Here is a 20570-nt window from a genome sequence, read left to right as displayed (position 1 = left end):
CCTCACGCCGGCCCGGGTCCCGCGCCGCGCTGTTTGTAGAGGCTGATCGACACGGTCTTGTCCTCGTCGACGGCCGACGAGACCTTGCCGGCGAGGGCCGAGAGCACGGTCCAGGCGAAGGTGTCGCGCGACGGGGCGTGACCGTCAGTGGTCGGGGCGGAGACCGTGACCTCCAGAGAGTCGTCGACGAGGCGGAAGACACAGCTGAGCACCGAGCCGGGAACGGCCTGCTGGAGCAGGATCGCGCAGGCCTCGTCCACCGCGATGCGCAGGTCCTCGATCTCGTCCAGGGTGAAGTCCAAGCGGGCGGCGAGACCGGCCGTGGCCGTCCGCAGCACCGACAGGTAGGCACCCGCAGCCGGCAGCCGGACTTCCACGAAGTCCTGGGTCGCGGGCTCGCCTGCGATCTGGGACACCCTCACCTCCATGGTGGTACAAGCTTTTCGGGGCCGAGGGTCGCCCCCCGGGGTAACGCACTACATGCTTCAGCGGTGACGCTACCGCGCTCCGAACTTTTCTGTCCCGGGACCCCAACCCCCTGGCGTCACTCACAGTAAACCTGTGGATACGCTCCGTGTCTAGGGGTCCGGCTTGCCCAATTGGGAAGAGCGCGCGCCGGGTTGACGTACCCCGGCGTCGAACCGTCGAACCGTCGCCGCGGCCGCCGTCGGCAGCCGTAGTGCAGTGTCACACGAGGACGTGGTCGACGAAGCACCAGCGCCAGTCCTCACCTGGCTCGAAGGTCCGCATCACCGGGTGACCGGACGTCTCGTGGTGACCCGTCGCGTGTCTTCCCGGTGACGAGTCGCAGCACGCGACATGGCCACAGGTCAGACAGATCCGCAGCTGGACCGGGTGCCAGCCCCGGGCCAGACACTCCGGGCAGGTCTTGTTCTGCGGCTCGGGTTCCGGGTGCGGCAGCGCGGAGGCGTGCGTGCACTGTTTCATGATTGCCAGATTACGACGGGTGTGCGGGTGGCCGCGCGGAAAATGAGGGCGGGCGAGGATCATGGACGTGTTGCCACTGCTGTTGCTGGTTGCGGGAAGCGCGGCGATCGCCGGCGCGGCGCGGCGCACCCCGGTGCCGGCGCCCCTGCTGCTGGTCGCCGTCGGCCTGGCGGTGTCGTACATTCCCGGAGTTCCCGACTACACGCTCGAGCCGGACATCGTGCTCCCGCTGGTGCTGCCTCCGCTGCTGTACAAGGAGGGCACCGAGAGCTCGTATCTCGACCTGCGGGCGAACATGCGGCCCGTGGCGCTGCTGTCGGTGGGGTACGTGCTCTTCGCGACCTTCGTCGTCGGCTGGGCCGCCTACGCGATCGTGCCCGGGCTGCCGCTGCCCGCGGCGCTGGCGCTGGGCGCGGTGCTTGCGCCCACGGACGCCGTCGCGGCCGCGTCGATCGCCCGCCGGGTGGGACTGCCGTCCCGGCTCACCACGATCCTGCAGGGCGAGTCCCTGCTGAACGACGCCACGGCGATCACCGCCTACCGGGTGGCCGTCGCGGCCGCCCTCGGCGAGAGCGCCTCCTGGATCGACGGGGTCGGCGAGTTCCTGCTGGCCGCGTTCGGCGGCGTACTGGTCGGCGTGGCGCTGATGGTGCCGATCCACTGGCTGCGCACCCATCTGAAGGAGCCCCTGCTCCAGAACACGCTGTCGCTGCTGATCCCGTTCGTCGCCTACGGCGTCGCCGAGCAGTTCCACGCCTCCGGTGTGCTGGCGGTCGTGGTGGTCGCCCTCTATCTCGGCCACCGCGCCTGGGAGGTCGACTTCGCCACCCGCCTCCAGGAGGAGGCGGTGTGGCGGATGGTCGCGTTCCTGCTGGAATCGGCGGTCTTCGCACTGATCGGACTGCAGCTGCCGGTCGTCCTGAAGGGTCTCGGGGCGTACAGGGTCATCGACGCCGCCTGGTACGCGATCGCCCTCTTCCTCGTCGTGGTCGCGGCCCGGTTCGTGTGGATCTACCCGGCGTCCTTCCTGCCGCGCCTGCTGTTCCGGCGGATTCGTGAACGCGAGGAGGACCTCAACTGGAGGAGCCCCATCGTCGCCTCCTGGGCCGCCATGCGTGGCGTGGTCTCGCTGGCCGTCGCCTTCTCGATCCCGCTCACCGTGCACGGCGGCAGCCCCTTCCCGCAGCGCAACCTGATCCTGTTCCTGACCTTCACGACCGTCATCGGAACCCTGGTGGTGCAGGGCCTCAGCCTGGCTCCGCTGATCCGCCTGATGAAGTTCCCGCCCCGGGACGTGCAGGCCGAGACCCTCGCCGAGGCCAACGCCCAGGCGCAGGCGTCCCGCGCGGCCGAGAACCGCCTCGACGACCTCCTCGCCGACGACCGCAACCAACTGCCGCCGCCGCTCGCCGACCGCCTGCGCACGGTCCTGGAACGCCGCCGCAACGCCGTCTGGGAACGGCTCGGCCAGACCAACCCCATCACCGGCGAGTCGGTCGACGAGACCTATCGCCGTCTGTCCCGTGACATGATCAGCGCCGAACGCGAGGTCTTCGTCCGCCTCCGCGACCACCGTTACATCGACGACGAGATGCTCCGCACGCTGCTGCGCCGACTGGACCTGGAGGAGGCGGCGGCATACCGGGAGGCGGCCTGAACTCGCAGGAGAAGCGCTGGTCAGGCGGTGATGACCGCCGCCACCCGCGTCCCCCGCCCCCACGCCCCTTCCGCGGCCAGCTCGACAAGCCCGTACAGCAATTTGGCGACATACAACCGCTCCACCGCGACCCCGTGCCGGTCCTCGAAGTCCCTGGCGAAGTCCTGGAGTTCGGGCGTCGTCCGCGCGTACCCGCCGAAGTGGAACCGTCCGTCGAGCGACCACTCCCCTCGTCGCCCCCCGAACGCCTCCGTCTGGAGCCGCTCCGTCTCCCCTTCCAGGAACCCGCCCTTCAGCACCGGCACCCCCAGCGCCCGCTGCCCCGTGCCCAGCCCGGCGGCGAGCCCGGCCAGCGTGCCCCCGGTTCCGCACGCGATCGCCACCACGTCGGCCCGTCCGCGCAACTCCTCGCCGAGGGCGCGGCATCCCCGTACCGCGGCGGCGTTGCTGCCGCCCTCCGGCACGACATACGCGTCCTCGGCTCCCGCCGCGCGCGCCAGAGCGGCCAGCACCTCCGGCTCGGTCTTGCGTCGGTACGTCGACCTGTCGACGAAGTGCAGACGCATGCCGTCGGCCGCGCACCGCGCCAGCGAGGGGTTCAGCGGCCGGGCGGCCAGTTCCTCGCCTCTGACCACCCCCACCGTGGGAAAACCGAGCAGGCGCCCCGCCGTGGCCGTCGCCCGCAGATGGTTGGAGTACGCCCCGCCGAAGGTGAGCACCGGCCGTCCGTCCGCCGCCTCGATGTTCGGGACCAGTTTGCGCCACTTGTTGCCGATCAGCTCCGGGTGGATCAGGTCGTCCCGCTTGAGGAGGAGCCGGACGCCGTGGCGGGCGAACCGGTCGTCGGCCAGCTCCTCAAGGGGGGAGGGGAGCCGGGGGCTGAGTATGTCGGCGCTGGTCACGCCGTCATTGTCGCCCGGGGCGCGCACAAGCGGTCACTTCAGGCGGTCCCGGACGCGCTCGCGCAGCCAGTCCATGGTGAAGCCGCGGGGGTCCACCTTCCCCGGCTGCCACTCCAGGTGGCCGATCACCGACCGCTCGGTCCAGCCGTGCCGCCGGCACACCGCCGCGGCCACCTTCTCGATCGCCTCCAGCTGGGCCTCGGGCCAGGGGTCCTCGCCGTCGCCCAGGTTCTCGCACTCGAAGCCGTAGAAGTGCCGGTTGCCGTCCGTGTTCGCCTCGTTGTCCGGGGGCAGCGCCTTCTCGGCGATCACGGCGCGCAGCACGTCGTCGTCGCCCGGTCCCGCGTGATTGGCGCGGCCGTGGCCGACCAGATGGACCGTGCCGTCCTTGGCGATGACGCCGTGGCACAGCGGGCCGGGGAGGTCAGGGCGGCCGTCGTAGCAGATCCGGACCGTGTGTTCGGTGCCGTGGGTCACCGTGTGGTGGATCATCACGCCGTGGACCGGGCCCCAGGGCCCCTTGTGGTTCCGGTTGTGTTCTCTCCACTCGCCGACCTCGACGACCGTGACGCCCTCGGTGCGCAACGCGTCGAGGAAGGCGTCCGCGGACATGGGTAGGGCCATGACCGCCTCCTTCGCTTTTGTGCTGGCCTGTACCGAACTTCTACAGAAGCCGGATCTCCGGGACCAGCTCCCACGAGGGCGTTCGGATGGCGTGCGAGCCGATCAGGACAAGTCGCCATATCGCGGGTCAGGTGAGTGGATATTCGCCCGGCATGCCCACTCGTTCGATGATCTATTCCCGCTCTTTTGGGTAATGGCACCAGCACGCTGCGTGATGACAGGGTGGTCGGCGAGACCGATGCGCGGGCAGTTCGGCGTCCGTGCAGGTATGGGAGGGCATTTCCTTATGTCGGTAGGCGAAGAGGTCCGCACGGATCAGGGCAAGCCGCAGCAGTCTCTGGACACCGCGGCCGCGCGGAACCTGGCCACCACGACCAAGTCCGCGCCCCAGATGCAGGAGATCAGTTCCCGCTGGCTGCTGCGGACGCTGCCCTGGGTCGATGTCCAGGGCGGCACGTACCGAGTGAACCGGCGGCTCACCTACACGGTCGGCGACGGCCGTATCACGTTCCTGAAGACCGGCGACCGTGTCGAGGTCATCCCCGCGGAGCTGGGCGAGCTGCCCATTCTGCGGTCGTACGAGGACCAGGAGGTGCTGGGCGAGCTGGCCCAGCGCTGCCGGCAGCGCGACTTCGCCGCTGGCGAGGTCATCGCCTCGTTCGGGAACCAGGCGGAGGAGGTCCATCTGCTGGCCCACGGCCGGGTCGAGAAGATCGGCACCGGCCCCTACGGAGACGACGCGGTGCTCGGCGTCCTCGCCGACGGCGCGCACTTCGGCGAGCAGGGCCTGATCGACCCGGACGCCATCTGGGAGTACACCGCCCGCGCGGACACGGCCTGCACCGTGCTGACCCTGTCCCGGCAGGACTTCGAGCAGGTCGCGGAGCGCGCCGACTCACTGCGCGAGCACCTTCAGCAGCTGCGCGCGATCCCCGAGCAGCGCACCAACAAGTACGGCGAGAAGGAGGTCGCCCTCGCGGCCGGCCACAGCGGCGAGCCCGAGATCCCGCACACCTTCGTCGACTACGAGGCCCGGCCGCGTGAGTACGAGCTGAGCATCGCCCAGACCGTGCTGCGCATCCACACCCGGGTGGCCGACCTCTACAACCAGCCGATGAACCAGACCGAGCATCAGCTGCGGCTCACCGTCGAGGCGTTGAAGGAGCGCCAGGAGCACGAGCTGATCAACAACTCGGAGTTCGGGCTGCTCAGCAACTGCCAGTACGACCAGCGGCTGCAGCCGCACGACGGCGTGCCCAGCCCGGACGACATGGACGAGCTGCTCAGCCGCCGGCGCGGCACCAAGCTCTTCCTCGCCCACCCGCGCGCGATCGCCGCCTTCGGGCGTGAGCTCAACAAGCGCGGACTCGTCCCCGAGTCCGTCGAGATCGGCGGCAACCGCATCCCGACCTGGCGCGGGGTCCCGATCTACCCGTGCAACAAGATCCCCGTCTCCGAGGCCCGGACCACCTCGATCATCGCCATGCGTACGGGCGAGGCGGACCAGGGCGTCATCGGGCTGCGCCAGTCCGGGATCCCCGACGAGATCGAGCCGAGCCTCTCGGTCCGCTTCATGGGCATCAACGAGCAGGCCATCATCAACTACCTGGTCACGGCCTACTACTCGGCGGCCGTCCTGGTCCCTGACGCGCTCGGCGTGCTGGAGAACGTCGAGATCGGCCGCTGGAGGTGACGTTTCCGCACTTGGCGGCCGTGTTCCCGCCCTCCGGGGCGGGTACATCCTCGGGGTACGTGCCGAGCCGGGGCGGAGACGCCACCGTTTGCGCACTCCGCGAGGGGGAGGCCATGACCGAGTTCGTGACGGAGCGGCAGCAGCGTGCCGCGGGGGTGCCGCCGGAGAGGCCCGAGCCCCTCGACGGGGCCGAGGCGGCGGCCGTCCTGGAGCGCGCCCGGGCGTCCGTCGACCCCGAACTGCACGCGGCCGTCGACTCGTTGCCCGGTTCGATGCGGCGGATCGCTCGCTACCACTTCGGGTGGGAGCACGCGGACGGCACCCCGGCGGCCGGCAACGCGGGCAAGGCCATCCGGCCCGCCCTCGTCCTCACCGCCGCCGACGCGCTCGGCGGACCCGCGGCCCGGGCGTCCGCCGTGCGGGCCGCGGCCGCCGTGGAGCTGGTGCACAACTTCACCCTGCTGCACGACGACGTCATGGACCGGGACACCTCCCGCAGGCACCGGCCCACGGCGTGGACCGTGTTCGGCGACGCCGACGCGATCCTCGCCGGGGACGCCCTCCAGGCGCTGGCCCTGCGGCTGCTCGCCGAGGACCCGCACCCGGCGTCCGGGGCCGCCGCCTCCCGGCTCGCCCAGTGCGTCATCGAACTGTGCGCCGGTCAGCACGCGGACACGGCCATGGAGGACCGGGCCCCCGGCGAGGTCACCCTCGACGAGGTGCTCGCCATGGCCGAGGCCAAGACCGGGGCGCTGCTCGGCTCCGCCTGCGCCCTGGGCGCGCTGTACGCGGGGGCGGGAGCGGAGGAGGTGGCGGCGCTCGACGGCTTCGGACGGCAGGCCGGGCTCGCCTTCCAGCTGATCGACGACATCATCGGGATATGGGGTGATCCACGGCGCACCGGCAAGCCGGCCGGCGCGGACCTGGCGGCCCGCAAGAAGTCCCTGCCGGTCGTCGCGGCCCTCACCTCCGGCACCCCGGCCGCGGGCGAACTCGCCGAGCTGTACGCCAAGCCGCGGGTGCGGGCCGACGCCGACGAGATCGCACGTACGGCACTGGCCGTGGAGCGGGCGGGCGGCCGCGACTGGGCGCAGGCCGAGGCGGCCGACCGGATGGCCCGGGCGATGCAGGAGCTCGCCCGTGCCGTACCCGACCCCGAGTCGGCCACAGGCCTGCTCGCGCTCGCCGAGTTCGTGACCCGGCGCAGCAGGTGAAGACCCCGGAGCCCCCGGGACCGCGCGGCTCCTGACCCCGCACGGCCCCCCGGGGGCTCCGGCCCGACGGGTCCCGCACATCCCCACGGTGTGCGGGGCCCGCCGACTTACGCCCCGGGAAGCGCGCGTGGGCAGGAAGCGCTGAACCCGGCCCCGGCCTACGCTGGGAGCATGGACAGCCAGGACCCGGTCTGTCCGGTCTGCGGACAGGCCGTCGAGAGTGTGGTGCGGCGCCACAAGACGCTGGGTGCCTGGGTTCCGGTCTGGGTGCCGGGGCCCTGCCGCAACCCCCACTGCGCCGAGTACACCGGACCGCCGAGCCCGCGGGAGCAGTCACCGCCACCACAGCAGCCGCCCGAATCCGCCGGGAGGAGATCCTGACCGGTGACGCGGCCCGCGCCGCCCGGCCGACGCCGTAACGTGATCACATGACCGGACTCCCGAACATCCTGCACATCACCGAGCGCGCCCTGTGGGAGGAGGCCCGTGCGCGGGGCACCTACGAGCTGTCCACCCGCGGACGCACCCTCCAGGAGGAGGGCTTCATCCACTGCTCCACCCGCGACCAACTCCCGCGCATCGCCGCCTTCTTGTACGGCTCCTACGACGGCCCGGACGAACTGGTGGTGCTGGTCATCGACCCGGCCCGGGTCGGCGTACCGGTGAAGTGGGAGGCGGCGGAGCCGGGCGGCGAGGAGTTCCCGCACGTGTACGGGCCGGTGCCGGTCACGGCCGTGGTGGACGTGGAGCCCTGGGGCTAACCCCGGCTCGGGAGTCCGCCGGTCTCCGGGTCCCGGCCGGTCAGGCAGTAGACGCCGCCCGCCGGGTCCCGCATCACCGTCCAGTGCCGGCCGTCGGCCACCTGTACGGCGCCGAGTTCCTCGTGCCGGGCCCGGGTGGCCGCGATGTCCGCACAGGCCAGGTCGAGGTGGGCGGCGGCGGGGCGCTCGTCGTCCAGCCGCTGGAGCAGGATCCGCACGGGCAGCCCGGCCGGCGGCCTCAGCCCCCGGAACTCCGGCAGTGAACCGGTCAGCAGTTCCCAGCCGGTCAGCTCCGCCCAGAACGCGGTCTCCGTCTCGTACGCGGACGGCGGGATGTCGAGGCTGACCTGGTCGAGCCGGCTGCCCGCGACGACCGGCGGCCGTACCGACTCCCCCTGCCAGGGCACCGCGCACCACAGCTGCCCGGCGGGCGAACCCAGTACGGCCCATCCCTCGTGCTCCGCGACCGGCTCGGCGCCGAGTTCCCGGGCGTGCTTCACCAGGCCCGGCACGTCCTCGACGCAGAGGTCCAGGTGGGCTCCGCCGGGGCCCGAGTCGACGCCCTGGAGCTTGACGCAGGCGTCGACGCCGGTGGCCGGCAGCAGCGTCACGAACTCGTCGTTCTCCCCGCGGGGTGCGGAGAGGAAGGTGCCGGTCACGGCCGTCCAGAACGCCTGGGCGGCGGCGAGGTGCGCGGCGGGGCGGTCGGCGAAGGCGTACGTCCAGCTGATGGTCATGGACGGGATCGTAGGGGTCCTACTTGCCCCGGCGTTCCGTGAAGCGGAGCAGGTTGCCCGCCGGGTCCCGGAACGCGCAGTCCCGTACGCCCCAGTGCTGGTCCGTCGGCTCCTGGATCACGTCACCGCCGTGTTCCCGCACCCGCTCGTACAGCGCGTCACAGTCGGTGGTGGAGAAGATCACCCCGCGCAGCATGCCCTTGGCGAGCAGTTCGGCCATGGCCTGCCGGTCGGCGGGGGAGGCGTCCGGGTTGGCGCCGGGCGGCTCCAGCACGATCTCCACGCCCGGCTGCTGGGGCGACCCGACCGTCACCCACCGCATCCCCTCGAACGCCACGTCGTTGTGGACCTCCAGGCCGAGGACGTCCCGGTAGAAGGCCAGGGCCTTGTCATGGTCGTCGACGGCGATGAAACACTGCGCGAGTTTTACGTCCATGGGGTCAGGCTAGGAGGAAACGGCCGGCCGTGCCGGGTCGGCTGATGACCTCAGCTCACGGCCGAGACGTAGGGGTCGGTCGGGGGGCGAGGTGGCCCGAGCGATGAGGGCCGGAGCACAGATGCCCGAGGTGGTGGCGGGGGCCCGGGTGACATGGGCGGCCGTGACGGTCGACGGGCCGTCCGGGGCTGTGCCCGCGCGGGCGGTGTGGGTCCGGGCCAGAGCCGCCGCCTGGTCCACGCTGCGGCGCGGCTGGGTGATCAAGGCGCGCAGGCAGGAGGCAGGAGGCGAGCACGGTGAGCGGGCCGCCCGCGCCCAGCAGTACGGACACCGTGTCGAGCGGGGCGCCCAGCCGGCCCTCGGCCGGGGCGTCCCGGGTCAGCCGGACCTTGCCGGCGAGGGCCGGCTCGCCGTGGAGCCAGTCGGTCAGGGACTCCGCGTCCGAGACCGGGTGGGGGCTCAGGACGGAGAAGATTGCAGTTGCCACGTATCCCCGATGCGTTCAATGGCCCCGTCGGACAACGGTGTTGACCTTGACGGCCAGTGCAGGGCCGGGGCAGCGCACAGTGACCTGGTCAGTACGGGCGGCGACGGGGCCGGGTGAAGGTACGGGCCACACAGGACGGGATCACCGTGCTCTCCCCGTGGTCCCGCGCCCGGTACGCGCTCGGCGTCTCCCCGACCAGCTCGGTGAACCGCGAGCTGAAGGACCCCAGCGACGTACAGCCGACGGCCATGCACACCTCCGTCACCGTGAGGTCGCCGCGCCGCAGCAGCGCCTTGGCCCGTTCGACCCGGCGGGTCATGAGGTAGCTGTACGGCGTCTCACCGAAGGCCTTGCGGAAGCTGCGCTGGAAGTGTCCCGGCGACATGAGGGCCGTCCGCGCGAGCTCGGTCATGTCGAGCGGTTCGGCGTACTCGCGGTCCATGCGGTCGCGCGCCCGGCGCAGCCGCCTCAGGTCCTCCACGGTCATGGCCCCAGCATGACATGCACACCGCGCAGTTCTGGAACCTTCTTCGCCTCCGGTTCTCGTGCAATTGGCTCGCACTTGTTTGCATAAAAGAATGGACCACATCGCGTTGCTCGTGGCGGTCGTCATCGTCACGGCACTTGCCTTCGACTTCACCAATGGGTTCCATGACACGGCGAACGCGATGGCCACGTCCATCGCCACGGGTGCGCTCAAACCGAAGACGGCCGTCCTGATCAGCGGGGTACTGAACCTGGTCGGAGCCTTCCTCTCCACGGAGGTCGCCAAGACGATCTCCGGCGGCATTGTGGACGACGCCAAGGTGACTCCAGCGATGATCTTCGCGGGGCTCGTGGGTGCGATCCTGTGGAACCTGCTGACCTGGCTGGTCGGACTGCCCTCCAGTTCCTCGCACGCCCTGTTCGGCGGGCTGATCGGCGCGGTGTGGGTCGGTGCGGGCTCGGGCGCCGTGCACTTTGACAAGGTTGTCGAGAAGATCCTGATCCCCGCCGTGGCCTCGCCGGTCGTGGCGGGCGTCGCCGCTCTGATCGCCACGTACTTCGCCTACCGGCTCACCGCCCGCGGCCGCGCGGACTCCGTCACCCGGGGCTTCCGGCTCGGGCAGATCGGCTCCGCCTCGCTGGTCTCGCTCGCGCACGGAACGAACGACGCGCAGAAGACCATGGGCATCATCACGCTGGCCCTGATCTCCACGGGCGCGCTCAGCCACGACGCGGGCCCGCCGGTCTGGGTGATCTTCAGCGCCGGTCTCGCCATCGCCCTCGGCACCTACATCGGCGGCTGGCGGATCATCCGCACGATGGGCAAGGGGCTGACCGAGATCCAGTCCCCGCAGGGCTACGCGGCGGAGACGGCCTCCACGGCGGTCATCCTGACCTCCGCCCACCTCGGCTTCGCCCTCTCCACCACACAGGTCGCCTCCGGCTCGATCCTCGGCGCGGGCCTCGGCCGGCGTCTCGCGGAGGTCCGCTGGGGCGTGGCGGGCCGCATGGTGGCCGCCTGGCTGGTCACGCTGCCCTGCGCCGCGCTGGTCGGCGGCGTCTCCGCGGCCACGGTCAAGCACGGCGGCAACTTCGGCACGGTCGTGGTCGCGCTGGTCGGCGCGGCGCTCGCGACCGGCATCGTCATCCTGTCGCGCCGCAACCCGGTCCACGCCGACAACGTCAACGACCACCACGAGGTCGCCATCCGCACCCCGGCACCGAGCAACGTCGGCACCGCCGCCTGAGACACGGGAGCACCGCACAATGAGCATCGACTGGACCGCACTCGGGCAGGTCACCGCGGTGAGCATCGGCGTTACAGTCGCAGTGGTGGTCGTCTTCGCCCTCGGTGTCCTCGGGCTCGCCCGTTACGAGGGTGCCAAGGAGCAGGGCGGCACCGGCACCGTGGGCGCCGCCCAGGCAGGGCTCTGCTTCCTCGCCTGTGTGGCGGTGGTGGCGTACAGCATCTACCTGATCGTGCCGCAGTTCCACTGACCCGTTACCCCACTGAGCCGCTGAGGAGGACTGGATGACGACGCCGGACCTGCTGTCCGACCTGGCCGACCTGGCCGACCTGAAGGTCGACTACAGCGACCCGGACGACCCCGTACTCATCCGCCCGGACGGGTCCCCGATCGACACCTGGCGGGAGAACTACCCGTACCCGCAGCGCATGGAGCGCAAGGAGTACGAGTGGCACAAGCGGCTCCAGCAGATCGAACTGCTGAAGTTGCAGACCTGGATCAAGGAGACGGGGCGCCGGATAGTCATCGTCTTCGAGGGACGGGACGCGGCCGGCAAGGGCGGCACCATCAAGCGCTTCACGGAGCACCTGAACCCCCGTGGTGCGCGCGTGGTGGCACTGGAGAAGCCCACGGAACGCGAGAGCGGCCAGTGGTACTTCCAGCGCTACGTCGAACACCTCCCGACGGCCGGTGAGATCGTCCTCTTCGACCGGTCCTGGTACAACCGGGCAGGCGTCGAGCGGGTCATGGGCTTCTGCTCGGACGACGAGTACCGGCGCTTCATGCGCCAGGCGCCACTGTTCGAGCGGATGCTGGTGGACGACGGGGTGGACCTGGTGAAGTTCTGGTTCTCGGTCTCGCAGGGCGAGCAGCGGACCCGCTTCACCATCCGCCGGGTCGACCCGGTACGGCAGTGGAAGCTCAGCCCGATGGACCTGGCCTCGCTGGACCGCTGGGACGACTACACGGCCGCGAAGGTCGCGATGTTCCGGGAGACGGACACCGAGTACGCCCCCTGGACGGTGGTCAAGAGCAACGACAAGAAGCGCGCCCGCGTCGAGGCCATGCGCAGCGTCCTGGCCCGCTTCGACTACGCCGACAAGGACGAGGAAGTCGTCGGCAGGCCTGACCCGCGGATCGTGGGTGCGGCGGCGGGCCTCCTGGAGGCCGGCGAGGACGACCACGACCGCCGGCACTGACACCGACGGGCATGGCAGAGGCCGACCGGATCTCCGGTCGGCCTCTTTGCTTCGATTTGCTTCGGCTTGCTTCTGGAATCGGATGGACACGGCTCGGCACGGTGCCCCAGGCTCTTCCGCATGATCCGTGCCGCCACCGAGGACGACGTCGCCGAGATCCACACGATGATCCGCGAACTCGCCGAGTACGAACAGGCCCTGGAACAGGCCCGGGCCACCGAGGACCAGCTGCGCGAGGCGCTGTTCGGCCCCCATCCCGCCGCCTACGCCCTGATCGCCGAGGACGACACCACGGGCGAGGTCGTGGGCTACGCCCTGTGGTTCCCACGCTTCTCGACCTGGACCGGCACCCGGGGCATGCACCTGGAGGACCTCTACGTACGGCCGCAGGCCCGCGGCGGGGGACATGGCAGGGCCCTGCTCGCCTCCCTCGCCACGCTCTGCCTGCGCAGCGGCTACGAGCGCTTCGAGTGGTGGGTCCTCAACTGGAACGAACCTGCGATCGACTTCTACAAGTCGCTCGGCGTGGAGTTCCTGGACGAGTGGCGGGTATGCCGCCTGACCGGCACCCCGCTCAAGAACCTGGCTGCTGCTGCCTCGTAGGTCATCGTCGTCGAACTCCCCGTCGAGGAGCGACATCGGGCCGCGCAGCACCGTACGCGCAAGGCGCTCAAGGGTCTTCGGGATCCCAGTTGGTTTCCCCGATCTCCGTCAGCAGCGCCTCACGCTGCCGAGGAGGCAGCGATTCGCCGTTGACGCTGTGCATGCCCCAGCGGACGGGGCAGGGCCCTTCATGGCCTGGGTCGGGGCACAGGACCTCCGAGATCCGGTCCATCAGCTCCTCGTGCCGGGCCGCCGTGGTGCGCGATCTGCACCTGCCAGAGCCCGGGTTGCTCCGCAGGGTCTTGCGTGGGTCGGGCGCGACGGCTGTCCTCGTCTCGTGGAGTCCCCTGGAGCCTGCGGCCGGGCAGAAAAGACCGCACCCGGGCCGTCATGGACGCCGTTCTCGGCGGCCTGCGGACCGGGTGCGGTCAGGTGGACCGGAAGGTCAGGCCTTCTTGGTCTCCCAGAAGATCTTGTCGATCTCGGCGATGAGCTCCAGGGCCTTCTCGCCGGTCTTCGGGTCCGTGGACGCCTTGGCGGCGGACAGGGCCTTCAGGGTGTCGTTGACCAGCTGGTGCAGGTGCGGGTACTTCTCGAAGTGCGGGGGCTTGAAGTAGTCGCTCCAGAGGACCGACACGTGGTGCTTGGCGAGCTCGGCGCGCTGCTCCTTGATGACGGTGGCGCGAGCCTGGAAGTGCGGGTCGTCGTTGGCGGCCATCTTTTCCTGGATGGCCTTCACCGACTCCGCCTCGATGCGGGCCTGGGCCGGGTCGTACACACCGCAGGGCAGGTCGCAGTGCGCGCTGACCTTGACCTTGGGGGCAAACAGGCGGGAAAGCATGGAGCATTCCTTCCTCGTGATCGTCTTCTCAGGTGGGACATTACTCCCTGGGAAGCCTGATTTCGCGAGTGCCCCCATGGGCTTAGGACAAAAGTCCAGGGTCAGACTGAGACTGGTGGAGGAACGGACCGGGGAGGTGCCGGCGATGCCGGAGCTGTCGCAGGAGACCGAGCGGGGGAGGGGCGCCGCGCCCTTCGGACTGGCCGAGGTGACCGGCCCGTCGATGGTGCCCACGCTCTACCAGGGGGATCAGCTCCTGGTCTGGTACGGGGCCCGGGTGAGGGCCGGTGACGTCGTCGTCCTGCGTCACCCTTTCCAGCAGGACCTGCTGGTCGTCAAACGGGCCGTGGAGCTGCGCGAGGGCGGCTGGTGGGTGCTCGGGGACAACGCGTACGCGGGCGGGGACAGCACGGACTACGGGACCGTGCCGGAGGAGCTGATCCTCGGCCGCGCCCTGTTCCGCTGGCGGCCGCGCAAGGCCGGTCAGCGTTCGCCGCTGGCGCTGGCAGGCTGGGCGCTCTCGGCCGCCCGCCCGGTGCTCGCCGACCGCTCCGGCCGGTCCGCCTCCAGGCGTTTGCGGGCCCGGTAGGCGGCCACGTTGGCCCTGGTCGCGCAGCGGTCCGAGCAGTAGCGCCGGGAGCGGTTGGTGGAGGTGTCGAGGTAGGCGTTGCGGCACGGCGCCGCCTCGCACAGGCCGAGCCGGTCGACGCCGTACTCGGTGAGATGGAAGGCCAGGCCCATCGCCGCGATCGCCGCATAGCCCGCGGTGGCGTTGGAGGGGTGGTCCGCCAGGTGCATGTGCCACAGCGGGCGGCCGTCCTCGTCCCGGTAGTCGTGGCCGGAGATCTGCGGCGACACCGGGAATTCGAGCAGCAGTGAGTTCAGCAGGTCCACGGCCAGCGTCTCGTCGCCCTGGTCGGCCGCCTCGAAGACCGCGCGCAGCCGGGCCCGCACCGAGCGGAAGCGGGTGACATCGGCGTCGGTGGTGCGGCGGGCCGCCGACGCGTTGACCCCGAAGAGGTCGCGGACGGCCTCGACCGAGGTGAGGGAGTCCTTGCCCCGGGCCGGTTCCTCGCTGTTGACGAGTCGGACGGCGTAATCCGAGTAATAGGCCAGTTCCACTTGTAGTCCTTACGGGGGTGCTCTACGGTCAGTGGTGCGGTCGGGTAACAGCCGGTCGTGCTTCCAGGGTATTACGGGACTTGTGCGGTGGAGGGTTGCCATGACGGACGCGCAGACGACCACGACCGGGGCCGACTGGGGCGCCTGGCAGAAGAGCTGGGACCGTCAGCAGGAGTGGTACATGCCGGACCGCGAGGAACGCTTCCGGATCATGCTCGACATGGTCGAGGCGCTCGTCGGTACGGCCCCTCGGGTCCTGGACCTGGCGTGCGGCACCGGAAGCATCACCGCCCGGCTGCTCGCCCGCTTCCCGGAGGCGGTGAGCGTCGGAGTCGACCTCGACCCGGCCCTCCTCGCCATCGCCGAAGGCACCTTCGCGGGCGACGACCGGGTCACGTTCGTCACCGCCGACCTCAAGGACCCCGAGTGGCTCACGAGGCTGCCGTACGACTCGTACGACGCCGTCCTCACCGCCACGGCCCTGCACTGGCTGCACAGCGAACCCCTCGCGGCCCTCTACGGTCAGGTCGCGGAACTCGTTCGCGACGGCGGTGTCTTCATGAACGCGGACCACATGATCGACGACAGCACGCCCCGGATCAACGCGGCGGAACGGGCACAGCGGCATCGTCGTATGGATCAGGCCAAGGAGTCGGGGGCGCTCGACTGGGCCGAGTGGTGGCAACTGGCCGCGCAGGACCCGGCGCTGGCCGGGCCGACGGCCCGCCGGTTCGAGATCTACGGCGAGCACGCCGAAGGCGACATGCCCTCGCCGGCCTGGCACGCGCGCGTGTTGCGGGAGAAGGGGTTCGGGGAGGCCCGGGCGGTGTGGTGCTCGCCGTCGGACACCCTGCTGCTCGCGGTCAAGTAGCGCCGAGAGGGCGGTAGGAGCATGCCGAAAGGGCGGTACGAGCATCCTCGTACCGCCCCTTTCGCGTCGTACCGCGCCTTCGCGTCGTACCGCGCCTTCGCGTCGCGCCGCGGAACCGTCGTACTCGCTACAGCACCTTCGACAGGAACGACTTCGTCCGGTCGTGCTGCGGGTTGGTCAGTACGTCGCGCGGGTGGCCGGACTCGACCACCACGCCGTCGTCCATGAAGACCAGGCTGTCGCCGACCTCGCGGGCGAAGCCCATCTCGTGGGTGACGACGATCATCGTCATGCCGTCCTCGGCCAGGTCCCGCATCACGTCCAGGACCTCGCCGACCAGCTCCGGGTCGAGCGCGGAGGTCGGCTCGTCGAAGAGCATCAGCTTGGGCTGCATGGCGAGCGCTCGGGCGATCGCGACGCGCTGCTGCTGGCCGCCGGAGAGCTGCGCCGGGTAGTGGCCCCTGCGGTCGCCGAGGCCCACCCGGTCCAGGAGCCGCTCCGCGCGTTCCCGTGCCACCGCCCTGGACTCGCGCTTGACCTGGACCGGCGCCTCCATGACGTTCTCCAGGGCCGTCATGTGCGGGAAGAGGTTGAAGCGCTGGAACACCATGCCGATGTCCCGCCGCTGCGCCGCGACCTCCTTCTCCTTCAGCTCGTAGAGCTTGTCGCCGTGCTGGCGGTAGCCGACCAGGTGGCCGTCGACGTACAGACGGCCGGCGCTGACCTTCTCCAGGTGGTTGATGCACCGCAGGAACGTGCTCTTGCCGGAGCCGGACGGGCCGATCAGGCAGAACACCTCGCGCGGCAGCACCTCCAGGTCGATGCCCTTGAGGATGTGCGCCAGCCCGAACGACTTGTGCACGCCTTCGGCCTTGACCATCGGCGCGCCGCTGCTCGGCGGGGTGATGTCCTTGGCGAGACCGGTCATCGGGCCACCTCCGGGCGGCGGAACGAACCGAACAGTCGGAGGTTCTTCTTCAGACGCTGGAACGGCGTCGGTGGCAGGCTGCGCGTCGAACCGCGGGCGTAACGGCGCTCGAGGTAGTACTGGCCGACGCTGAAGACGCTGGTGAGGATCAGGTACCAGATCGACGCGACGAAGTACATCTCGACCACCGCCAGCGAGGTGCTGGAGATGTCCTGGGCGCGCTTGATCAGTTCGTTGAACTGCACCGCGTACGCCAGCGACGAGGTCTTGAGCATGTTGATGAACTCGTTGCCGGTCGGCGGCACGATCACGCGCATCGCCTGCGGCAGGATCACCCGGCGCAGTGTCTGCCCGCTGGTCATGCCCAGCGCGTGCGAGGCCTCGGTCTGGCCCTCGTCGACCGACTGGATGCCGGCCCGGACGATCTCCGACATGTACGCGGCCTCGTTCAGGCCGAGGCCCAGCAGCGCCGCCAGGAACGGCGTCATGACCTGGTTCATCTCGTCCTTGTAGAACCCCAGGTTGAGGATGGGGAACACGAGGGACAGGTTGTACCAGAGCAGCAGCTGCACCAGCACCGGGGTACCGCGGAAGAACCAGACGTACAGCCACCCCACGGTGCTGGTGACCGGGTTCGAGGACATCCGCATCACCGCGAGGATGATGCCGAGTACCAGGCCCAGGACCATCGCGAGCACCGAGATGTACAGCGTGTGCCAGACGCCGGACAGGATGGTCCCGTCCGTGAGGTAGTCCGGGATGATGCTGTAGTTGATGTTCGCGTTGGAGAAGGCGATACCGATCAGTACCAGGACGGCGATGACGGCGGCGCCCGCCACCCAGCGGCCGTAATGACGCACCGGGATGGCCTTGATCTGCTCCGGCGGCACCGACGGCGCCGGAGTCTTGTCGACCGTGTCAGTCACAGTGACAGCCCTTCAGTCGTGCCCGAGGCCGTTCAGGAGCCGCCGTTGATCTTCGCCTCGGTGACCGCGCCCTGCGTCACGTTCCACTTCGCCAGGATCTTCTGGTAGTCGCCGTTCTTGATGATCGCGTTCATGGCGGCCTGGAGGGCGTCACGCAGCTGGGTGTTCTCCTTGGTGACGGCGATGCCGTAGGGGCCGGCCTCGATCTGGTCGCCGACGACCTCGAAGTCCTTGCCGCCACCGGAGGTCTTGGCGTTGTAGGCCGCGACCGGGAAGTCGTTCAGGTCGGCGACGGACGCGCCCTGCTTCAGACGGAGCAGCGCCTCGGGGTCCGTGTCGAAGGTCTGCAGGGTGATGGCCTTCTTGCCGTCCTTCGTACACTTCGTGCTCTGCGCCTTGGCGATGCCCTCGGATGTGGTGCCCTGCTGCAGGGCGACGACCTGGCCGCACAGGTCGTCCAGGGTCTTGATGCCCTTGGGGTTGCCCTTCTGGACGAGGATCGAGGTGCCGGCGGTGAAGTAGTCGACGAAGCCGACGCCGTTGCCGACCTTCTTGCCGGTGTCGGAGTCGATGCCGTTCTGGCGGTCCTTGGTGTCGTTCATCGCCGACATGACCATGTCGAACCGCTTGGACTGCAGGCCCACGATGAGCTGGGCGAACTTGCCGTTCTGGAAGTCGAACCTCACACCCAGCTGCTTGCCCAGCGCCTCCGCGATGTCCGGGTCGACACCGACGGCCTTGCCGCTCTCCATGTACTCGACCGGCGGGTAGGCGATGTCGGAGCCCACCTTGATCACACCGGCCTTGCGGATGTCGTCCGGCAGCTTGCTCGCCAGCGGGGCCGAGGAGGACGACGAGGAGCCGGTGTCGCTGCCCTTGTCCGTCTGGTCACCGCAGCCGGTGAGTATCAGGGCGCCTGCGACCGCGATCGCACCGAACGCTGCGGTCCTGGAGCGCGCGACAGTGGTACGACGGGTGGAGCTTGCGGTCATGGTGGTTTCCTCCGGCGGTGGGTTGAACAAGCCGATATACCGATGTGCCCGATATGTCGATATGCCGATGGGTCGACGGAAACACACACCATCGGGTGTCGCGACCTCGTGGGTTTACGGCATCCTGCCATTGGGATTGCTCCATTCAGTCGTGTCACCATGTCAAAATCGGATAACGGGTGACCCCCGTGACACGTCAGGTCGGGCCCTCCGTAGCCCGTCGGCCCCGCACATCTGCGGGAATTCCACCTTCCGGCCGGAGGATCTTCGGTTCATCCCCGGTTCATCTCGCGATGCGCGCACGGCCGGCGTGCGGCTCTTCGCGCCCGCCCTTTCGAGCCCTCCGTCGCGTCGGCCTCGTGCCACACGTCGCGGCCGCCTGCCGGCCACCCGCCCGCTCATCTGTCGGTTACCTACGACATCCGTGATGTGACCTTGCGCCTATTCGACTCGTCGCGGGAGCGCTCCGTCCGGTAAGAAGGTTCTTTACACCCCTCATCCGGGGCTCAGGGCGCGTGTGCGGCGCGCCCGTCGCGCAGGTGCTCGTACGTGCCACTCGTACGTATCAGTGATCGGGCCCTGCGCGGTGCCCGTCCACTTCCTCACCGGGAGTGGCTGACCCTCAACCATGCATACCTAAGGGGTAAGACAAGTGGCAGCGGAGATCGTCAATCCTCGCAGCGACAGCAGGCCGGGCAATTCGGACCAGGACGGCGGGGCCGAGCCCCTCGATTCCATCGATCCGGCTTTCGCGCTGCACCGCGGCGGCAAGATGGCCGTGCAGGCCACCGTGCCGATCCGTGACAAGGACGACCTTTCCCTCGCGTACACGCCCGGAGTCGCGCGCGTGTGCACCGCGATCGCGGAACAGCCCGAGCTGGTCAACGACTACACATGGAAGTCGTCCGTCGTGGCCGTCGTCACCGACGGCACGGCCGTGCTCGGCCTCGGGGACATCGGCCCCGAGGCCTCCCTCCCCGTGATGGAGGGCAAGGCGATCCTCTTCAAGCAGTTCGGCGGCGTGGACGCGGTCCCGATCGCCCTCGACTGCACCGACGTCGACGAGATCGTGGAGACCGTCGTCCGGCTCGCCCCGTCCTTCGGCGGGGTCAACCTGGAGGACATCTCGGCACCGCGGTGCTTCGAGATCGAGCGCAAGCTCCAGGAGCGCGTCGACATCCCGGTCTTCCACGACGACCAGCACGGTACGGCCGTCGTGACGCTGGCGGCGCTGCGGAACGCGGCGCGGCTCAGCCGCCGGGAGATCGGTCAGCTGCGGGCGGTGATCTCGGGCGCCGGCGCGGCCGGGGTCGCGATCGCCAAGATGCTGGTCGAGGCCGGCATCGGGGATGTCGCCCTGGCCGACCGCAAGGGCATCATCTCGGTGGACCGTGACGACCTCACCGACGTCAAGCGCGAGGTCGCGGGCTTCACCAACAAGGCAGGGCTCAAGGGCACCCTGGAGGACGCGCTGGCCGGCGCCGACGTCTTCATCGGCGTCTCCGGCGGTACGGTCCCGGAGGAGGCCGTCGCCTCGATGGCCGAGGGGGCGTTCGTGTTCGCCATGGCCAACCCGAACCCGGAGGTGCACCCCGACGTCGCCCACAAGTACGCGGCGGTCGTGGCGACCGGGCGGTCGGACTTCCCCAACCAGATCAACAACGTGCTGGCGTTCCCCGGGATCTTCGCGGGTGCGCTCCAGGTGCGGGCCTCCCGGATCACCGAGGGGATGAAGATCGCGGCGGCGGAGGCGCTGGCGTCGGTCGTCGGCGACGATCTTGCCGCCGACTATGTCATTCCGTCGCCGTTCGACGAGCGGGTCGCTCCGGCCGTGACCGCGGCGGTGGCCGCGGCTGCGCGGGCCGAAGGCGTTGCCCGACGGTAACTCGTGTGGCC

General features: G+C 70.0%; 25 protein-coding genes. 12 read left to right on the top strand and 13 right to left on the bottom strand.

Features of this window, described 5'->3' with window-relative positions:
- Nucleotides 1-2: 2 nt before the first annotated feature.
- The gene (locus ACZ7OO_RS00425; protein WP_004925829.1) at nucleotides 3-416 is read right to left on the bottom strand and encodes an ATP-binding protein; all 414 of its coding nucleotides are present in this window, start codon (nucleotides 414-416) and stop codon (nucleotides 3-5) included.
- A 271-nt stretch (nucleotides 417-687) separates the two neighbouring features.
- On the bottom strand, nucleotides 688-948 hold the full coding sequence (locus ACZ7OO_RS00420; RefSeq protein ID WP_471500009.1) for a UBP-type zinc finger domain-containing protein: 261 nt from the start codon (nucleotides 946-948) through the stop codon (nucleotides 688-690).
- Between the two features lie 61 nt (nucleotides 949-1009).
- Between ACZ7OO_RS00420 and ACZ7OO_RS00415 the strand changes: the two genes are divergently transcribed.
- Nucleotides 1010-2605 carry a Na+/H+ antiporter gene (locus tag ACZ7OO_RS00415; protein WP_471500007.1) on the top strand — a complete coding sequence of 532 codons (1596 nt, stop codon included), beginning with the start codon at nucleotides 1010-1012 and terminating at the stop codon, nucleotides 2603-2605.
- A gap of 20 nt (nucleotides 2606-2625) precedes the next feature.
- Here the strand turns inward: ACZ7OO_RS00415 and ACZ7OO_RS00410 are convergent, their stop codons facing one another.
- Both ACZ7OO_RS00410 and ACZ7OO_RS00405 read right to left on the bottom strand, forming a co-directional pair.
- On the bottom strand, nucleotides 2626-3507 hold the full coding sequence (locus ACZ7OO_RS00410) for a 1-aminocyclopropane-1-carboxylate deaminase/D-cysteine desulfhydrase (RefSeq protein ID WP_471500005.1): 882 nt from the start codon (nucleotides 3505-3507) through the stop codon (nucleotides 2626-2628).
- A 33-nt stretch (nucleotides 3508-3540) separates the two neighbouring features.
- Nucleotides 3541-4131: an N-acetylmuramoyl-L-alanine amidase gene (locus ACZ7OO_RS00405; protein WP_471500003.1), complete on the bottom strand. Its 591-nt coding sequence runs from the start codon at nucleotides 4129-4131 to the stop codon at nucleotides 3541-3543.
- 286 nt (nucleotides 4132-4417) lie between these two features.
- Here ACZ7OO_RS00405 and ACZ7OO_RS00400 point away from each other — a divergent pair, with 286 nt between their 5' ends.
- From ACZ7OO_RS00400 to ACZ7OO_RS00385, 4 genes are all read left to right on the top strand, one after another.
- A complete protein-coding gene (locus ACZ7OO_RS00400; RefSeq protein ID WP_471500001.1) occupies nucleotides 4418-5824 on the top strand; it encodes a family 2B encapsulin nanocompartment shell protein in 1407 nt (468 codons plus the stop codon).
- 113 nt (nucleotides 5825-5937) lie between these two features.
- The gene (locus ACZ7OO_RS00395; RefSeq protein ID WP_471499999.1) at nucleotides 5938-7038 is read left to right on the top strand and encodes a family 2 encapsulin nanocompartment cargo protein polyprenyl transferase; all 1101 of its coding nucleotides are present in this window, start codon (nucleotides 5938-5940) and stop codon (nucleotides 7036-7038) included.
- A 171-nt stretch (nucleotides 7039-7209) separates the two neighbouring features.
- On the top strand, nucleotides 7210-7419 hold the full coding sequence (locus ACZ7OO_RS00390) for a hypothetical protein (RefSeq protein ID WP_471499997.1): 210 nt from the start codon (nucleotides 7210-7212) through the stop codon (nucleotides 7417-7419).
- Between the two features lie 47 nt (nucleotides 7420-7466).
- A complete protein-coding gene (locus ACZ7OO_RS00385) occupies nucleotides 7467-7799 on the top strand; it encodes a DUF952 domain-containing protein (protein ID WP_352219858.1) in 333 nt (110 codons plus the stop codon).
- Here the strand turns inward: ACZ7OO_RS00385 and ACZ7OO_RS00380 are convergent.
- The 4 genes from ACZ7OO_RS00380 to ACZ7OO_RS00365 all read right to left on the bottom strand — a co-directional run bounded on the left by ACZ7OO_RS00380 (nucleotide 7796) and on the right by ACZ7OO_RS00365 (nucleotide 9946).
- Nucleotides 7796-8536: a VOC family protein gene (locus ACZ7OO_RS00380; protein ID WP_471499995.1), complete on the bottom strand. Its 741-nt coding sequence runs from the start codon at nucleotides 8534-8536 to the stop codon at nucleotides 7796-7798. The two genes, ACZ7OO_RS00385 and ACZ7OO_RS00380, sit on opposite strands and share 4 nt — an antisense overlap.
- Before the next feature lie 19 nt (nucleotides 8537-8555).
- Nucleotides 8556-8972, bottom strand: coding sequence for a VOC family protein (locus tag ACZ7OO_RS00375; protein ID WP_471499993.1), 417 nt, complete (start codon nucleotides 8970-8972; stop codon nucleotides 8556-8558).
- 55 nt (nucleotides 8973-9027) lie between these two features.
- Nucleotides 9028-9459 (bottom strand): effector-associated constant component EACC1, encoded by a 432-nt coding sequence (locus ACZ7OO_RS00370; RefSeq protein ID WP_471499991.1) that lies wholly within the window; start codon nucleotides 9457-9459, stop codon nucleotides 9028-9030.
- An 88-nt stretch (nucleotides 9460-9547) separates the two neighbouring features.
- Nucleotides 9548-9946, bottom strand: coding sequence for a helix-turn-helix transcriptional regulator (locus ACZ7OO_RS00365; protein ID WP_471499989.1), 399 nt, complete (start codon nucleotides 9944-9946; stop codon nucleotides 9548-9550).
- Nucleotides 9947-10037: 91 nt separating this feature from the next.
- On the opposite strand from ACZ7OO_RS00365, the gene ACZ7OO_RS00360 reads away from it, so the two are divergent.
- The 4 genes from ACZ7OO_RS00360 (at nucleotide 10038) to ACZ7OO_RS00345 (ending at nucleotide 12994) form a co-directional block, all read left to right on the top strand.
- A complete protein-coding gene (locus ACZ7OO_RS00360) occupies nucleotides 10038-11192 on the top strand; it encodes an inorganic phosphate transporter (RefSeq protein WP_471499987.1) in 1155 nt (384 codons plus the stop codon).
- 19 nt (nucleotides 11193-11211) lie between these two features.
- A complete protein-coding gene (locus ACZ7OO_RS00355) occupies nucleotides 11212-11442 on the top strand; it encodes a hypothetical protein (protein ID WP_471499985.1) in 231 nt (76 codons plus the stop codon).
- A 34-nt stretch (nucleotides 11443-11476) separates the two neighbouring features.
- Entirely contained in the window at nucleotides 11477-12391 is a 915-nt protein-coding gene (gene ppk2 / locus ACZ7OO_RS00350) for a polyphosphate kinase 2 (RefSeq protein WP_471499983.1), read from the top strand.
- 120 nt (nucleotides 12392-12511) lie between these two features.
- A complete protein-coding gene (locus ACZ7OO_RS00345; RefSeq protein ID WP_471499981.1) occupies nucleotides 12512-12994 on the top strand; it encodes a GNAT family N-acetyltransferase in 483 nt (160 codons plus the stop codon).
- A 445-nt stretch (nucleotides 12995-13439) separates the two neighbouring features.
- Here ACZ7OO_RS00345 and sodN read toward each other — a convergent pair whose 3' ends face one another.
- Nucleotides 13440-13835 (bottom strand): superoxide dismutase, Ni, encoded by a 396-nt coding sequence (sodN, locus tag ACZ7OO_RS00340; RefSeq protein WP_471499979.1) that lies wholly within the window; start codon nucleotides 13833-13835, stop codon nucleotides 13440-13442.
- 145 nt (nucleotides 13836-13980) lie between these two features.
- Here sodN and sodX point away from each other — a divergent pair, with 145 nt between their 5' ends.
- Nucleotides 13981-14424, top strand: coding sequence for a nickel-type superoxide dismutase maturation protease (gene sodX, locus ACZ7OO_RS00335; protein WP_471501202.1), 444 nt, complete (start codon nucleotides 13981-13983; stop codon nucleotides 14422-14424).
- Here sodX and ACZ7OO_RS00330 read toward each other — a convergent pair.
- Nucleotides 14319-14957 carry a CGNR zinc finger domain-containing protein gene (locus ACZ7OO_RS00330; RefSeq protein WP_471499977.1) on the bottom strand — a complete coding sequence of 213 codons (639 nt, stop codon included), beginning with the start codon at nucleotides 14955-14957 and terminating at the stop codon, nucleotides 14319-14321. The genes sodX and ACZ7OO_RS00330 overlap by 106 nt on opposite strands.
- Before the next feature lie 100 nt (nucleotides 14958-15057).
- Between ACZ7OO_RS00330 and ACZ7OO_RS00325 the strand changes: the two genes are divergently transcribed.
- A complete protein-coding gene (locus ACZ7OO_RS00325; RefSeq protein WP_352219869.1) occupies nucleotides 15058-15828 on the top strand; it encodes a class I SAM-dependent methyltransferase in 771 nt (256 codons plus the stop codon).
- 127 nt (nucleotides 15829-15955) lie between these two features.
- Here the strand turns inward: ACZ7OO_RS00325 and ACZ7OO_RS00320 are convergent, their stop codons facing one another.
- The 3 genes from ACZ7OO_RS00320 to ACZ7OO_RS00310 are packed head-to-tail and all read right to left on the bottom strand — an operon-like array spanning nucleotide 15956 to nucleotide 18674.
- Nucleotides 15956-16756: an amino acid ABC transporter ATP-binding protein gene (locus tag ACZ7OO_RS00320; protein WP_471499974.1), complete on the bottom strand. Its 801-nt coding sequence runs from the start codon at nucleotides 16754-16756 to the stop codon at nucleotides 15956-15958.
- Nucleotides 16753-17682 carry an amino acid ABC transporter permease gene (locus ACZ7OO_RS00315; RefSeq protein ID WP_352219871.1) on the bottom strand — a complete coding sequence of 310 codons (930 nt, stop codon included), beginning with the start codon at nucleotides 17680-17682 and terminating at the stop codon, nucleotides 16753-16755. Before ACZ7OO_RS00315 ends, ACZ7OO_RS00320 begins: the two co-directional genes overlap by 4 nt.
- A gap of 32 nt (nucleotides 17683-17714) precedes the next feature.
- Nucleotides 17715-18674: an ABC transporter substrate-binding protein gene (locus ACZ7OO_RS00310; RefSeq protein WP_471499972.1), complete on the bottom strand. Its 960-nt coding sequence runs from the start codon at nucleotides 18672-18674 to the stop codon at nucleotides 17715-17717.
- Nucleotides 18675-19326: 652 nt separating this feature from the next.
- Here ACZ7OO_RS00310 and ACZ7OO_RS00305 point away from each other — a divergent pair.
- The gene (locus ACZ7OO_RS00305) at nucleotides 19327-20559 is read left to right on the top strand and encodes an NAD(P)-dependent malic enzyme (protein WP_352219873.1); all 1233 of its coding nucleotides are present in this window, start codon (nucleotides 19327-19329) and stop codon (nucleotides 20557-20559) included.
- Nucleotides 20560-20570 lie beyond the last annotated feature (11 nt).

The sequence above is a fragment of the Streptomyces sp. NPDC111744 genome, from assembly GCF_055634995.1.
Note: the sequence above shows the minus strand (reverse complement) of the source record. Positions and strands in the feature narration are given on the sequence as shown.

What these genes read in the sequence shown, in the direction of transcription:
- ACZ7OO_RS00325 (WP_352219869.1), top strand. Translation starts at nt 15,058, where the DNA reads ATGACGGACGCGCAGACGACCACGACCGGGGCCGACTGGGGCGCCTGG.
- ACZ7OO_RS00365 (WP_471499989.1), bottom strand. Translation starts at nt 9,946, where the DNA reads ATGACCGTGGAGGACCTGAGGCGGCTGCGCCGGGCGCGCGACCGCATG.
- ACZ7OO_RS00310 (WP_471499972.1), bottom strand. Translation starts at nt 18,674, where the DNA reads ATGACCGCAAGCTCCACCCGTCGTACCACTGTCGCGCGCTCCAGGACC.
- ACZ7OO_RS00380 (WP_471499995.1), bottom strand. Translation starts at nt 8,536, where the DNA reads ATGACCATCAGCTGGACGTACGCCTTCGCCGACCGCCCCGCCGCGCAC.
- ACZ7OO_RS00420 (WP_471500009.1), bottom strand. Translation starts at nt 948, where the DNA reads ATGAAACAGTGCACGCACGCCTCCGCGCTGCCGCACCCGGAACCCGAG.
- ACZ7OO_RS00390 (WP_471499997.1), top strand. Translation starts at nt 7,210, where the DNA reads ATGGACAGCCAGGACCCGGTCTGTCCGGTCTGCGGACAGGCCGTCGAG.
- ACZ7OO_RS00355 (WP_471499985.1), top strand. Translation starts at nt 11,212, where the DNA reads ATGAGCATCGACTGGACCGCACTCGGGCAGGTCACCGCGGTGAGCATC.
- ACZ7OO_RS00320 (WP_471499974.1), bottom strand. Translation starts at nt 16,756, where the DNA reads ATGACCGGTCTCGCCAAGGACATCACCCCGCCGAGCAGCGGCGCGCCG.
- ACZ7OO_RS00415 (WP_471500007.1), top strand. Translation starts at nt 1,010, where the DNA reads ATGGACGTGTTGCCACTGCTGTTGCTGGTTGCGGGAAGCGCGGCGATC.
- ACZ7OO_RS00345 (WP_471499981.1), top strand. Translation starts at nt 12,512, where the DNA reads ATGATCCGTGCCGCCACCGAGGACGACGTCGCCGAGATCCACACGATG.
- sodX (WP_471501202.1), top strand. Translation starts at nt 13,981, where the DNA reads ATGCCGGAGCTGTCGCAGGAGACCGAGCGGGGGAGGGGCGCCGCGCCC.
- ACZ7OO_RS00395 (WP_471499999.1), top strand. Translation starts at nt 5,938, where the DNA reads ATGACCGAGTTCGTGACGGAGCGGCAGCAGCGTGCCGCGGGGGTGCCG.
- ACZ7OO_RS00360 (WP_471499987.1), top strand. Translation starts at nt 10,038, where the DNA reads ATGGACCACATCGCGTTGCTCGTGGCGGTCGTCATCGTCACGGCACTT.
- ppk2 (WP_471499983.1), top strand. Translation starts at nt 11,477, where the DNA reads ATGACGACGCCGGACCTGCTGTCCGACCTGGCCGACCTGGCCGACCTG.
- sodN (WP_471499979.1), bottom strand. Translation starts at nt 13,835, where the DNA reads ATGCTTTCCCGCCTGTTTGCCCCCAAGGTCAAGGTCAGCGCGCACTGC.
- ACZ7OO_RS00375 (WP_471499993.1), bottom strand. Translation starts at nt 8,972, where the DNA reads ATGGACGTAAAACTCGCGCAGTGTTTCATCGCCGTCGACGACCATGAC.
- ACZ7OO_RS00385 (WP_352219858.1), top strand. Translation starts at nt 7,467, where the DNA reads ATGACCGGACTCCCGAACATCCTGCACATCACCGAGCGCGCCCTGTGG.
- ACZ7OO_RS00405 (WP_471500003.1), bottom strand. Translation starts at nt 4,131, where the DNA reads ATGGCCCTACCCATGTCCGCGGACGCCTTCCTCGACGCGTTGCGCACC.
- ACZ7OO_RS00400 (WP_471500001.1), top strand. Translation starts at nt 4,418, where the DNA reads ATGTCGGTAGGCGAAGAGGTCCGCACGGATCAGGGCAAGCCGCAGCAG.